The 12577-nt window shown below is 59.4% G+C and carries 14 protein-coding genes; 3 read left to right on the forward strand and 11 right to left on the reverse strand.

The annotated features are described in order from the left end of the window. Nucleotides 1-155: 155 nt before the first annotated feature. Nucleotides 156-1091, reverse strand: coding sequence for a phytanoyl-CoA dioxygenase family protein (locus LVY75_25700; protein XAZ22186.1), 936 nt, complete (start codon nucleotides 1089-1091; stop codon nucleotides 156-158). Nucleotides 1092-1226: 135 nt separating this feature from the next. Here LVY75_25700 and LVY75_25705 point away from each other — a divergent pair, with 135 nt between their 5' ends. Further along, complete coding sequence (locus LVY75_25705) at nucleotides 1227-2090, forward strand: AraC family transcriptional regulator (protein XAZ22187.1); 864 nt, start codon at nucleotides 1227-1229, stop codon at nucleotides 2088-2090. Here the strand turns inward: LVY75_25705 and LVY75_25710 are convergent. The 8 genes from LVY75_25710 to rpoD form a co-directional block, all read right to left on the reverse strand. Next, nucleotides 2087-2974, reverse strand: a complete 888-nt coding sequence (locus tag LVY75_25710; GenBank protein ID XAZ22188.1) for a DMT family transporter — start codon at nucleotides 2972-2974, stop codon at nucleotides 2087-2089. The two genes, LVY75_25705 and LVY75_25710, sit on opposite strands and share 4 nt — an antisense overlap. 84 nt (nucleotides 2975-3058) lie before the next feature. Further along, entirely contained in the window at nucleotides 3059-3859 is an 801-nt protein-coding gene (locus LVY75_25715) for an AraC family transcriptional regulator (protein ID XAZ22189.1), read from the reverse strand. A 100-nt stretch (nucleotides 3860-3959) separates the two neighbouring features. Next, nucleotides 3960-4757 carry an aminoglycoside 3'-phosphotransferase gene (locus LVY75_25720; GenBank protein XAZ22190.1) on the reverse strand — a complete coding sequence of 266 codons (798 nt, stop codon included), beginning with the start codon at nucleotides 4755-4757 and terminating at the stop codon, nucleotides 3960-3962. 47 nt (nucleotides 4758-4804) lie between these two features. After that, entirely contained in the window at nucleotides 4805-4966 is a 162-nt protein-coding gene (locus LVY75_25725) for a hypothetical protein (GenBank protein XAZ22191.1), read from the reverse strand. 103 nt (nucleotides 4967-5069) lie between these two features. Beyond that, a complete protein-coding gene (locus tag LVY75_25730; GenBank protein ID XAZ22192.1) occupies nucleotides 5070-6191 on the reverse strand; it encodes a DUF930 domain-containing protein in 1122 nt (373 codons plus the stop codon). A gap of 48 nt (nucleotides 6192-6239) precedes the next feature. Continuing rightward, nucleotides 6240-6998, reverse strand: coding sequence for a DUF930 domain-containing protein (locus LVY75_25735; protein XAZ22193.1), 759 nt, complete (start codon nucleotides 6996-6998; stop codon nucleotides 6240-6242). 91 nt (nucleotides 6999-7089) lie between these two features. After that, nucleotides 7090-7383 (reverse strand): GYD domain-containing protein, encoded by a 294-nt coding sequence (locus LVY75_25740; GenBank protein ID XAZ22194.1) that lies wholly within the window; start codon nucleotides 7381-7383, stop codon nucleotides 7090-7092. Between the two features lie 248 nt (nucleotides 7384-7631). After that, a complete protein-coding gene (rpoD, locus tag LVY75_25745; GenBank protein XAZ22195.1) occupies nucleotides 7632-9686 on the reverse strand; it encodes an RNA polymerase sigma factor RpoD in 2055 nt (684 codons plus the stop codon). Between the two features lie 374 nt (nucleotides 9687-10060). On the opposite strand from rpoD, the gene LVY75_25750 reads away from it, so the two are divergent. Both LVY75_25750 and LVY75_25755 read left to right on the forward strand, forming a co-directional pair. Further along, nucleotides 10061-10570 (forward strand): hypothetical protein, encoded by a 510-nt coding sequence (locus LVY75_25750; GenBank protein XAZ22196.1) that lies wholly within the window; start codon nucleotides 10061-10063, stop codon nucleotides 10568-10570. Between the two features lie 57 nt (nucleotides 10571-10627). After that, complete coding sequence (locus LVY75_25755; protein XAZ25829.1) at nucleotides 10628-11170, forward strand: L,D-transpeptidase family protein; 543 nt, start codon at nucleotides 10628-10630, stop codon at nucleotides 11168-11170. A 9-nt stretch (nucleotides 11171-11179) separates the two neighbouring features. On the opposite strand, the gene LVY75_25760 is transcribed toward LVY75_25755, so the two are convergent. Next, nucleotides 11180-11527: a GFA family protein gene (locus LVY75_25760; protein XAZ22197.1), complete on the reverse strand. Its 348-nt coding sequence runs from the start codon at nucleotides 11525-11527 to the stop codon at nucleotides 11180-11182. Between the two features lie 10 nt (nucleotides 11528-11537). Then, nucleotides 11538-12575: an L-threonine 3-dehydrogenase gene (gene tdh / locus LVY75_25765; protein ID XAZ22198.1), complete on the reverse strand. Its 1038-nt coding sequence runs from the start codon at nucleotides 12573-12575 to the stop codon at nucleotides 11538-11540. Nucleotides 12576-12577: the final 2 nt, after the last annotated feature.

The raw sequence follows: 12577 nt of genomic DNA on the forward strand, positions 1-12577 counted from the left end.
TCTCTCCGAAAGAGATAGGGTGTGCAAGCGACCATCCCAAGAGGCTGCGCGACCATTCTCGTTCGGCCGATTTCATAAGCCGCAGATGTGCGCATCGACGATGCGGAAAGAGCCGCGGAGACGTTGACCTCCGCGGCTTGTGATCTGCTATCTGCTTACCAGCGGTCGAGGCCGAGCAGCTTGCGGCCGAGCGGCGTCAGCTCGGCGGTCTTGGCATTGTGCTTTTCCCATTCGCGCGGATCGCCGGGGAAGGCATCGCGCTTCGGATGATCGAGCTCCCGCCACAGGCGGATGCGCTCTTCGCGCTCTTCGGCGTTATCGTATTCGGCCGGATGCATGGAGATATATTGCGCCATGCGCACACGGTTCTCCGCATGGTTCGGGCGAACGCCATGGGCGAGCAGCGAGTTGAAGATCATCAGGTCACCCGGCTCCATGTCGATATTGACAGTTGAAAGGCCGGTCATATCAGGATGCATCGGATCGCGGTCCTCGGGCTGCGTCTTCACCCATTCGTCGAAATGTTCGAAGAGATAGGGTACGCACTGGAAGCCGCCGACATCGCCGTCCTGCTTCTTCAGGCTCAGGACTGCCTGCACGCCGATCGGCATCGGTCGGATGGACGTATCGACATCCCAGTGGATGAAGCCGTTGGGATTGCCCTTGACCTTCTTCGGCGGGTTGAGATTGGCGCGGTCGATCGTCACCCACAGGTCTTCGCGGTCCCAGATATCGACGAAGACGTCATAGACGCGCTTCTCCATCCGGTTATCCCACATTGCCTGGTGATTATAGATTTCCAGCATGCCGGTATTGTTGAGCTCTTTCATCTTGTGCTCACGGCGCTGCGGCGCATACCAGGTGGAGGAATCGTTCGGATCCTTCTCGTCAAAACGCCAGAGCACCTCCGCAAGCCGCTCGACATTGGCTGCAGGAACGGCCTGGCGAACGATGACATAGCCCTTCGTCGTCCAGTGCTGCCAGTCCGCTTCCGAGAGCACGCGCAGCGGCAGTCTCTTCTTGATGTCCTTGAGCTGCGTGGTGACCGACGAGGCCGTCGGATGAGCGTCGCGTTTCACTGCCAGTTCCATGAGATCCTCCCATCATTTGATCCATTCCTGTTGTTTCAGGCGATGGAGAGAGTGTAGCGGCTCGTCGCAACTCATGTTGTGTCAGCTTGGCAAAATATGATACTATTCTGGCGTCAATTATCTGAGAGGCGCTTGATGAGGCCGTATCTCGAAATCCTGCCACGCCACGCCGACAGCTCCTGGAGCATGCTGAACCGGCGGCTGGATGACGCGATCCCCTTCCAGTGGCACCACCACCCCGAATTCGAGCTGACGCTGACGCTGAACTCCATCGGCCAGCGCTTCATCGGCGATCACACGGGGGAATATGAGGACGGCGACCTCGTGCTCGTCGGGCCGAACCTGCCACACACCTGGGTATCGCGGGCCAAATACGACGAGGCAAACCCGCATATCGCCCTCGTGCTCTGGTTCCACCCGGACTGGATGCGGCAAATGACATCAGGCGCGGTGGAACTGCGCCCCGTCGAAGCAATGCTTGCTCGTGCAGATCGCGGCTTGCACTTCTCGAAGGAAGCGGCCGCTGCCGTCCGCAGCAATATCGAAGCCATCTTCGCAAAGCCCCCGGCCGAACGGCTGCTCTTGCTCTTTAACATCCTCGGCGCCATTGCCGCAGACCGGCAGGCATCTCCGCTTGCCAGTACACCCGGCCAAAGCCGTGAGTTGCAGGAGAGCCGTGAACGGATCGACAGGGTGCTTACTCATGTGCATCTGAACTATGCCCGCACGATCGCGCTGGAAGAACTTGCCGATATAGCTGCCCTCAGCGTCTCGGGCCTGCACAGGCTCTTCCGCCGCCATACCGGCACCACCTTCTCGGACTACCTGATCCGCATGCGCATCGGCGATGCCTGCGCCCGCCTTTCGGCCACGGTCCAGCCCGTCGGCCATATCGCCGATGCCGTCGGCTATAGTTCGCTTGCCAATTTCAACAGGCAGTTCAGGACGCAAACCGGAATGACGCCGCGGCAATACCGCAACGTCTTCCGCCCCGCTTAAACCTTGGCCGTTCGCCGCAGGCTGGCGAGGCCAAGGCCTATGACCGCGGCCAGAACGCAGGCAATCCCGAAAATCTGGTTGGAACCAACCGCCTCTCCAAGAACCAGGAAGGCAAAAATGACGGCTGTTGCCGGCGCAACAGCCGTAAACAGAGAGGCCTCCGCGCCACTGACGCGCTCCGCTCCCGCATACCAGAGGATGAAGCCGCCGACAGTCGGCACCAGCGCGTAATAGACGACCGCAAGCAGAGCGGGCTGCGAGGCGATGCCGATATCATGATGCTCAAACAAGGCGGGCACACCCGCAACGACGAAGCCGATGGCCGTCATCAGCGCCGACTGCGTCAATGGCGGGATCGACGTGCCAAGCCGCTTGTTGAGCAGGATGAACAGCCCCTCGCAGATGACCGCGCCGAAAATCAGCATGTCACCGACGAGAGACCCGCTGCCGGCAGCCGGCGAGAAGGCAATGGAAAAGACGCCGGCTGCAGCCAGCCCGATTGCCAGAAGCAGGAAGCGCTGCGGCCTCTCGCCAAGCACGAGAATGGAGATTGCCGCCGAGACGACCGGCAGCGTGCCGATGATGACGCCGGCATTGGCCGCCGATGTCAGCGACAGGCCCGAAATCAACAGCGTCGTGTAGCCCACGCTCCCAGCACCGGCCTGCGTGACGAGGATCAGCCAATCCCGTCCGGAAAGCCGTAACAGCCGCGATCCTGTCCATCGCATCAGGAAGAGGAAGAAGGGAAAGGCCACCGCAAAACGCAGGGCCGTCGCCGTAAAAGGCGGCAATCCGGAAGCAATGACCTTGCTGGCGACAACGGTACTGCCGACCGTCGTCATGGCCAATGTGAGATAGATATAACCTTGAAATTCCCTGCTCATCTGCCGCTCCTTTCGAGACGGGGCAAGCAAACAGGCTGAAAGGCCAGGGGTCTTGAACGAAATTGCAAGGGAACAGGCAAGCGATCAGGAATGCCCGCGCGCATAGGTGCCGGGCGTCAGGCCATAGCGGGAAACGAAGGCGCGCGTCATATGGCTCTGGTCGGCAAAGCCGCTTTCCGCTGCGGCCTCCGCCAGGGCCGCACCACCGGCGATCAGCCGCCGGGCAAGGTGCACGCGGGCCTGAACGTGATAGGCATGCGGCGTGAAACCCGTTGCCCGCGCAAAGGCGCGCAGCACCTGAAACCGGCTGAGGCCGCTCTCCCGTGCCAGATCGGAAAGCGAGATCTCGCCCGCCGGATCATCATCGATCATGTTACGCGCATGGACAATGGAATGCGGTGCAATGGCCAGCCCCTCCGTCATCGCGGTTTCCCGCAAGGCATCGGCAATGACCGACAGGAGCAGCTCCTCGCAGCGCATCCCTTCCCCATCCCCGGTCACAGCGGAAAACAGCACGCGAAATCGATCAGCGAGCAGCCTGTCGTGAATGACAGGGCGCGGAATTTCCGACCGATTGGTCCCGCCTCCTGCAACCTCGCGCGCAAGCCCCTCCATCACCGCAGGATCAAAATAGAGAATGCTCCAGGAGCGCGCCTCGCCGATCGGCGCGCCGTCATGAATCTCGTTCGGGTTGACGGTGATAAGATCGCCGGCCTCCGCCTCGACCATGCCGCGCCCGCTCAACGATTTCTGCGCCCCGGAAAAGATGAGGCCAATGCCGAACTGCTCATGCGTGTGGCGCGCGAAACGATGGCCTGATGTCGCCACCACCGCCTCCACGCCGGGCACGGACGAACGCAGCATCCTGAACTGGCTGGCGGCCATGGCAAACTCCTTCGCGCCCGACTGTGCCAGCCGGCAGCGAGCCTAGCAAGCCCAGAATGGGCAGCAGTTTCGCGTGCGGAATTGCGCCAAAACAGGAGTTCTAAAAGAACTCATCGAGGAGCTGATAATAGTCCATCTTCACAGGATCGATGATCGAAAGGCCATAGGCATTGAGAAACAGCCGCACGAATTCCTCGCCAAAATTATAGCCGATGCTATGGCAGGCGAGCGCGACATCCTGATAGCGGTCGGCAACACCGAGGCGGCAGCAATCGATGTAACCGGCGAATCGACCGCCCGCCGCCATGAAATTCGGCAGGCACGCATCGCCATGCGTTATAACGAGATTTTCGCTTTCCGGCCGCAGCCGCTGTAATTCGCCGAAGAGGAAGAAGGCGCTCTTGCCGAGCCGCTCCTCGTCGAAATCCGTTTCGTCGACGACGCCGGCGCGCATGCGCGCTGCAGCGGCCGCGAGGCGCTTCTCCAGCCGATGATCGAACGGACAGGCATTGATATCGAAGCTATGGAGCGCACTGAGCGCAGAGGCGAGGATCTCGATGCGCTCTTCAGGCAACAGCGTTGCGGCAGTGACGAGATCCACGCCCGGCAGCGCCGTCATCAGAAGAAAATTGCGCTCTCCGTCGCTCTCATGGGCAATGACTTCAGGGCAATCGAGGCCCTGGCTGCGAAGCCAGACAAGTCTCTCGGCTTCGTCGGCGAGCTCGCAAAACGGTCCGGCCTCTTCGACCTTCAGGTAAAGCCCCGGACGCCCTTCGCCCTCCAGACGAAAAACACAGGCCGAGGACCGCCCGAGAGCGTCCCGCCGCCATTCATAGCCGCCGAGACGGTTCCGGAGCGAGGCCGGCAGCCTGCCATCTTCCTGAAGCCGAACGACCATGATGATCCCTGGGGGAAAAGGCTCCGTCGGGAGCTTGGGTGACGGCCTTAGTGAAAGGTTCCGACCGGCGCGCTTTCAGCGAGAATTTCGAAAGCTTCTTCCAGAGCCGCGACCAGAATATCGGTCAGCTCGTCTGCCTTGTTTTCCAGAAACAACAGGCTGACAGCTTCTTCCTGGCGCTCGAAGAAGTGCTCGATCTCGTTCGACATATCATGTGTCCCTTCGCTACCGTACCATAACGGCTATGGGGAAACGATAGAGATGATGCCTTGCGTGTGGCTGTTGCGCGAATGAAGCAAGGCTAGCGAACAGCTATCGGCGAGAGTTGTAAATCGGATACTGGCTCTCGGGAAGCGGCCCACCGAACTTAAATGCAAACGACAGTATCCTCTTTGCGTCGGGATCCACTTCACATCGGAACTGTACGTTGTACCATTTTCCGCTCTTGAAAAAGGCCCCCTTCCTCGTTTCGATAACAGTTTCGTTGGTTAGCGAATATGACGGTAGCTCGGCACCCCGAAATCTCGGATTCTCATGAATTATCTGCTGATCGAGTTCTGACCTGCATAATTGGTTCATGCGCTCGCCGCGCTGCATGTTACCCATTGCCGTCTGCGCAATCTGATCGTCCGTCATATTCTGCGAAAACAACGTTTTTACCTCGGGCAATGGCGCCTTCGACACTTGATCTTTTTGCAGTGCGGGCTTCTTGGGCACCGAAGGCTTTTCGGGTTCGAAACTGGTCTTCACCTCTTCGGTTGTCGCAGCGGCAGGCGCGTCGCGTTCCGAATGTGTATCGGCAGCAGCGATCTGCGGCGGTTCTATTTCTTTTGGAACCGGATTTCCGGCGGGCTGCTCAAGCGGCTGAGACGTACTGGTAGCTTCCGCTGTCTGCTCTTCCGGTGGCTGCGGAGGCGAAGGCGGTGGAGGAACCGGTGTATCCTTTTTCTCTCCTTCCGAGGCGTTTCCATTCACGGACTTCATCGGGCCGGTGTTCTTGTCTCCAAATTCGAAAACAGGTGAACTCCCGCCCGCCCGCTTCTCGGACGAAGGTGGAGGCAGACTCGGTGGCGACGGAGAAGGAGGCGGTGCTGGTGGCGGTGGTGGTGGCGGTGGTTCGGCCTTTGCCTGTTCCTGTGGTTTCTTTTCCTCTTTTGGCTTTTCCTCCGGCTTTTTCTCGTCTTCCTTCTTCTCTTCCGGCGGCGGCACGAGCTCGACCTTCACGCTCTCGTCCTCGGCGGGTTGCGCCTGGATCTTAGGGAGGCCGAAAATCAACAGCGCGACGATGGGCACATGCACCAGCACGGACGCGATAACACCCCAGCGAGCGCGGGGCTCCTGGTGTTCCGTCTCGTGATCGGTATCTGCCGGTTCGACTTCTTCTTCTGTCACAGCAGCGATGTGGCCTTTAAAACCGGCAGCATCAAGCCACAAATGGAAAAAACCTTGTGATGATGACCTTCGTGACTGTTGGCAGCGGACTCACTGATCGGCCTCGCCATCCTCGGCCACCAGATTGTGCTCCTGCCACAGGTCCTTCGGAATGGCATCGCCAATCGCAAAGGCAAAGGCGGTGACAGTCTTTCCCGCGGGATCCACCTCGCAATGGAAGCGGATATTGAACCAGTTCCGCTTGCTTCGGAAAGCCCCGCCATCCACCTCGATGCTGTTGCCCCTCACCTTCTCCGGCTTCATGGCGTAAGGTGCCACGAGATCGGGCACCGATCCCGGACGGGAACGGTTGACCTGCTCCAGCGCTTCGAGGTTGCAGAGCTGCAGATTGCGCTCCTCACCGGACAGCGTGCCAAGCAGCTGACGTGCGTTGCGGCTGCGCGGGCTGCCGAGTGTTTTTGCGGAAAAGAGTTCCGTCGCCTGCATCAGCGGCGGTGGACCTGATACCGCCGGCTTCGCCAGCGCCGGCGCAGACGGAAGCACCTCTCTGGACGCCGTCTCGGGCATCAACGGCAGGATGTCCCCATCCGCCGGACTTCCGCTGTCCCCACGGCTTTGCGGCGGCGACAGGGCCGCAGGCTGCGGAACGGGAATTGCGGTGGCAGGCGGCGGTGATACGACCTCGACGTCGACACTCTCCTCCGGCGGCGCCCTGAGCGGCTTCACGTCGGGCAGGAATGCCAGCAGGATTGCGATGATGGCAAGATGCAGTGCGAGCGATGCCGGCCAGGCCGGATCGAATCTTCCTCTCTGCAACAGGCCGGCATGTTCCATCGAAGGCAAGTCCATGCTCTGGGTTCAAGGCGCAGCGACACTGCCAGCGCTGCGGACCAGCCACAACGCCATATCTGGCTCATCACCACTTATCGACCATCCTGATCTATGCGAGCGACGCGATGATGTCGCGATAATTCACTTCCGAAAATGCCTTCAAGGTTTTCGTGCGCACATTGCCGCCCATGCCAAGCGATAGCGTAAATCGCGCTATCACCCGGTCGTCGGGTGCCTCGCAAATAGCCACCATGTCATATTCGCCCATGGTGAGATAAAAGCGCTCGAAGGAGCCGCCCAAGCTGCCCATCAGAGCTTTTGCCGCATCGAGCCGTTTGGCAGATTCCTTCACATTGCGGATGCCCTGATCCGTCCAGTTTATCATGAGAATGTAAGTGGTCATGTTACACCTCCCGGCGGAGGCCATGGTCATCCAAGCAGGCTTGCGAAACCGTTCGCATGCTGCGACCGCTCAATTCCCCCGCGAGGGAAATTATAGGCCCATCACCACAGGGCGACAACAAAAAGCGAGCCATCAATCCGGCTTAGCAATAGCCCGAAAGGCTCATTTGTAGTGACTGAAACCAAAGAAAAACCCGGTCAGCAAGGCTGGCCGGGTTCTGGTATCGGTCGTTGGATGCGTGAAAACGCTCAGCTGTCCAGGAACGAGCGCAGCTTGCGCGAGCGGCTCGGATGCTTGAGCTTGCGCAGCGCCTTCGCCTCGATCTGTCGGATACGTTCGCGGGTGACCGAGAACTGCTGGCCGACCTCTTCGAGCGTGTGGTCGGTGTTCATGCCGATGCCGAAGCGCATGCGCAGGACGCGCTCTTCGCGCGGCGTCAGCGATGCCAGAACGCGGGTCGTCGTCTCGCGCAGGTTCGCCTGGATGGCGGCGTCGATCGGCAGCAGCGCGTTCTTGTCTTCGATGAAATCGCCGAGGTGCGAATCCTCTTCGTCACCCACGGGGGTTTCGAGCGAGATCGGCTCCTTGGCGATTTTCAGGACCTTGCGGACCTTTTCGAGCGGCATGGCGAGCTTTTCGGCCAGTTCTTCCGGCGTCGGCTCGCGGCCGATTTCATGCAGCATCTGACGCGAGGTACGAACGATCTTGTTGATCGTTTCGATCATATGCACCGGAATACGGATCGTGCGGGCCTGGTCGGCGATCGAGCGGGTGATCGCCTGGCGGATCCACCACGTCGCATAGGTCGAGAACTTGTAACCGCGACGGTATTCGAACTTGTCGACCGCCTTCATCAGGCCGATATTGCCTTCCTGAATGAGGTCGAGGAACTGCAGACCGCGGTTCGTGTACTTCTTGGCGATGGAGATGACGAGGCGAAGGTTCGCTTCGACCATTTCCTTCTTGGCGATACGCGCTTCGCGCTCGCCCTTCTGCACCATGTGCACGATGCGGCGGAATTCCGAGATCGAGATGCCGGTTTCCGTCGCGAGATTCTGGATCTCCTGGCGGATGTCGCGGATCGTCGTGTTTTCGCTCTTGGCGAATTCCTTCCAGCCGCGAGCGGCCAGATTGCCGATCGACTTCATCCAGTTCGGATCAAGTTCAGCGCCCTGGTATTGTTCCAGGAAGCTGTCGCGCTTGACACCGTAGGATTCAGCCAGACGCAGCAGGCGGCCTTCGTTCTGAACGAGGCGCTTGTTGATGTCGTAGAGCTGCTCGACCAGCGCATCGATGCGGTTCTGGTTGAGCGACAGCGACTTCACGGCCTTGATCAGTTCGTCCTTGAGCTCCTTGTAGCGGCGCTCCTGGGCGGAAGACAGCGTGCCGGTGGCGGCAAGGCGCTGCTCGACCTGCTGGTCCTGCAGCTTGCGCAGCTTCTTGTAGGTCTCGGCGATGATGTCGAGCGTTTCCATGACCTGCGGGCGCAGCTCGGCTTCCATCGCGGCAAGAGAGAGGTTGGATTCGTCCTCGTCCTCTTCTTCCTCTTCAGGAGGCATGCCTTCGCCGCCGACATCGGTGATGTCGTCGTCACCAGAGCGGGCGCGCCGGGTCTTTTCCTTTTCCTCGGCAGCCTTGCGGTCGGCCTCGATCTTCTCGGGGCTCTGGAACTGCGGGGCAGCCTTGGCTTCCGGACCGGAATAGGTGGTTTCGAGATCGATGATCTCGCGCAGCAGCGTCGTGCCTTCGTTCAGTTCGTCGCGCCAGATGATCAGCGCCTGGAACGTCAGCGGGCTCTCGCAGAGGCCTGCGATCATCGTTTCGCGGCCGGCCTCGATGCGCTTTGCGATGGCGATTTCGCCTTCGCGCGACAGAAGCTCGACGGAACCCATTTCGCGCAGATACATGCGCACCGGGTCGTCGGTACGGTCGGTCGGCTCTTTCTTCTTGGCGGTCGCAAGCGCGGTGCCGCTGGAAGGCGCAAGCTCGCCGCCCTCGCCGTCTTCGCTGTCGGAGCTGTCGTCGTCATCGCTACCGGAAGCGCCGGCTTCCTCGGCTTCTTCGTCTTCGATGACGTTGATGCCCATGTCCGACAGCATAGACATCGTGTCTTCGATCTGTTCGGACGTCACTTCTTCGGAAGGGAGGACGGCGTTCAGCTCGTCCATCGTCACATAGCCGCGCTTCTTGGCGGCCTTGATCATCTTCTTGACCGCGTCATCGGAAAGATCGAGAAGAGGGCCGTCGCTTGCGCCGTCGCGTTCGACTTCCGCTTCTTCGTTCTCTTTGACCTTCGTTGCCATTTATATCGTCGCCTTCCTGACGCTATTCATACTCGCTGCGGTGAATGGCCCTGTCGTGGCCTGGCACGTGCGCGCCGGCCTCGAATCACCTATACCCCACCTAACGGGATGACATTTAAAGCCTGATTAACCACGATTGCCGGCATCGGACAGCAAAACTTCATTGCCATTGGATTTCCGGCCATGGTTGTGCGATCCGCCTTGACCCAGTTCACCGCTCAAGTGGAACGGTGATTCCCACAAAATTTGTTCTCGTCAAGCTTTTCCAGAAAAAAAGCCACCGAAAACCCGGAAAAAGCCTTATCCACAGGCTTTGAACCGCGCCAGCGATTGCGAAGCTTATCTAGTATGTCACCGGCAAAAGACAAGGGCTTTTGCGCAAACACTGGAAGAACCGCAACTCGCTCCAACAGTACGCCATAGATTCTTCGCAAATCGCCAACATGAGTTGCAAAAAAGAGGCGCGCACGATTATGGCGAATTCCGCTCCGGTTCTGCTTGCACTTATCGCGTTGTTCGCCGTCTTCCCGGCAAGCGGCTATCCCGAGGATACCAGCAGCACAATCAGCTTCGGGATTTTGTTCGCAGATCGCGATCCGATAGCTGGGTCCGCCACTTGCTATAACGGCAAGACCTGCGAACTGGTCAAGGACATCGGACCAATACATTCGCTGAGCATTACGGACTTCTCGAAATCACCCGATCGCGGAAGTCAGCTGAAAATCGAATGCGCCTCCGATTGCTCCTTCGGCAATCAGCAATTCAGCACGGAAATAGGCCGTGAGCGTAAATTTCACTTCTTCAACGGGTCCGACACATATACCGCGAAGCTGCTGGTCATCAGAATACGCGATCCCATCGGGCAGATCCTGCTCAACTACTGACGTGGCATTCGGCTAAAGCGGTGTGGCGATTTCGTCAGCTCAAGGATTGGGATCGTGATGTTCAGAAGAAAGTTGATCATTTCAGCCACCGTCGCCCTCGGCGTGCTCGCCTATATGAAAGTCATGGCCAAGATCGGTTCAGGTTCGCCGCCCCCGGATGCGCCCTTGGAGCAACGAGCCGACCTCATTCGCGTTTATAAATCCGAACGCCGCATGGTTCTCCTCCGAGATGAGACTCCTCTTTCGACATATCGGATTTCTCTTGGAAGCGCTGCCGATGAGGGCCCAAAGCAACGGGAAGGCGACGAGAAGACACCGGAAGGCCGCTATGAGATCGACTGGCGAAATCCCCGGTCCATGGCGCATCTCAGTCTGCATATCTCCTACCCCAATCCGGCCGATCGACAGAATGCCGAGTTGAAGGGCAATCCTCCCGGCGGCGATATCATGATCCACGGCCTTCCCAATGGCTGGGGCTTCCTTCAGACAATGCACCTGCTTTGGGATTGGACGGATGGCTGCATTGCCGTCACCGACCAGGAGATGCGCGATATCTGGGCACGCGTCCCCGATCATACGCCCATAGAGATCACGCCCTGAACCGCCGACCTAACGCGACAGCCCATCGTATGCATTCACCGTCAGGGCAGACAGATCGAGCGCTGGAATGCAGCGCAGATTGACGGATGCCATCTCCATGCCATTGGGCGCCGTTGCTTCCCCGAAGGGCGCGATGCCGCACTTGGCGCAGAAGTGATGTTTGATGGCATGACTGTTGAACGTATAGGTCGAGAGGTTTTCTTCCGGCACCGCCAGATGCAGCTTCTCCCGCGGCACGAAACCCAGCAATCCGCCGCGCCGACGGCAGAGCGAGCAGTTACAGTCGACCGCTTCCGTAAACGCGCCTTCGACCGTAAAGGCGATATTGCCGCAGTGACAGCTTCCCTCGTATTTCATTCCTGTCCCCTCACATCCAATCCATCACGACCTTGCCGGAATTGCCCGAGCGCATCGCCTCGAACCCGTCGCGGAATTCGTCGATCTTGATGCGATGGGTAATGACCGGCGAAAGATCGAGGCCGCCCTGTACGAAGGCGATCATCTTGTACCAGGTCTCGAACATTTCGCGTCCATAGATGCCCTTGAGGTTCAGCATCTTGAAGATGACCTTGTTCCAGTCGATCTCGAAACCAGCAGGCGCAATGCCGAGAATGGCGATCTTGCCGCCATTGTTCATCTTGTCGATCATGTCGCGGAAGGCGGGTGCCGCACCCGACATTTCGAGGCCGACATCGAAACCTTCGGTCATGCCGATCGCCTTCATCACATCGGCAAGGTTTTCCTTGGATGCATCGACGACATAGTCGATGCCGAGCTTGCGGGCGAGATCGAGCCGGTTCGGATTGATGTCTGTGATGACGACCTTGCGTGCGCCGGAACGCTTGGCAACGAGCGCGCCCATGATGCCGATCGGCCCCGCACCGGTGACCAGCACATCTTCGCCGACGAGATCGAAGGAGAGAGCGGTATGGACGGCATTGCCGAACGGATCGAAGATCGCCGCAATTTCATCCGGAATATCGTCCGGGATCGGTACGACATTGGCTTCCGGGATGCAGACGAATTCGCCAAAGGAGCCCGGGCGGTTGACACCGACGCCGAGCGTATTGCGGCAGAGATGCCCCCTGCCCGCGCGGCAGTTGCGGCACTTGCCGCAGACGATATGCCCTTCACCCGAGACACGTTCACCGACATGATATTTTGTGACGGCAGAGCCGATCTCCGCTATCTCGCCGCAGAATTCATGGCCGACGACCATCGGCACCGGGATGGTCTTCTGCGCCCACTGGTCCCAGTTCCAGATGTGCACGTCCGTGCCGCAGATCGCCGATTTCTTCACCCGGATCAGCACGTCGTTCGGGCCGACCTCCGGCACCGGCACATTCTCCATCCAGAGGCCGACTTCCGGCCTCGCCTTGACCAGCGCTTTCATCATGTTGGACATGA

Source organism: Sinorhizobium sp. B11, from assembly GCA_039725955.1.
Taxonomy (GTDB): Bacteria; Pseudomonadota; Alphaproteobacteria; order Rhizobiales; family Rhizobiaceae; genus Rhizobium.

Excerpts from the sequence above, each read along its gene's own strand:
- LVY75_25700 (XAZ22186.1), bottom strand. The coding sequence starts at position 1,091 with ATGGAACTGGCAGTGAAACGCGACGCTCATCCGACGGCCTCGTCGGTC.
- LVY75_25705 (XAZ22187.1), top strand. The coding sequence starts at position 1,227 with ATGAGGCCGTATCTCGAAATCCTGCCACGCCACGCCGACAGCTCCTGG.
- LVY75_25710 (XAZ22188.1), bottom strand. The coding sequence starts at position 2,974 with ATGAGCAGGGAATTTCAAGGTTATATCTATCTCACATTGGCCATGACG.
- LVY75_25715 (XAZ22189.1), bottom strand. The coding sequence starts at position 3,859 with ATGGCCGCCAGCCAGTTCAGGATGCTGCGTTCGTCCGTGCCCGGCGTG.
- LVY75_25720 (XAZ22190.1), bottom strand. The coding sequence starts at position 4,757 with ATGGTCGTTCGGCTTCAGGAAGATGGCAGGCTGCCGGCCTCGCTCCGG.
- LVY75_25725 (XAZ22191.1), bottom strand. The coding sequence starts at position 4,966 with ATGTCGAACGAGATCGAGCACTTCTTCGAGCGCCAGGAAGAAGCTGTC.
- LVY75_25735 (XAZ22193.1), bottom strand. The coding sequence starts at position 6,998 with ATGGACTTGCCTTCGATGGAACATGCCGGCCTGTTGCAGAGAGGAAGA.
- LVY75_25740 (XAZ22194.1), bottom strand. The coding sequence starts at position 7,383 with ATGACCACTTACATTCTCATGATAAACTGGACGGATCAGGGCATCCGC.
- rpoD (XAZ22195.1), bottom strand. The coding sequence starts at position 9,686 with ATGGCAACGAAGGTCAAAGAGAACGAAGAAGCGGAAGTCGAACGCGAC.
- LVY75_25755 (XAZ25829.1), top strand. The coding sequence starts at position 10,628 with ATGTTCAGAAGAAAGTTGATCATTTCAGCCACCGTCGCCCTCGGCGTG.
- LVY75_25760 (XAZ22197.1), bottom strand. The coding sequence starts at position 11,527 with ATGAAATACGAGGGAAGCTGTCACTGCGGCAATATCGCCTTTACGGTC.
- tdh (XAZ22198.1), bottom strand. The coding sequence starts at position 12,575 with ATGTCCAACATGATGAAAGCGCTGGTCAAGGCGAGGCCGGAAGTCGGC.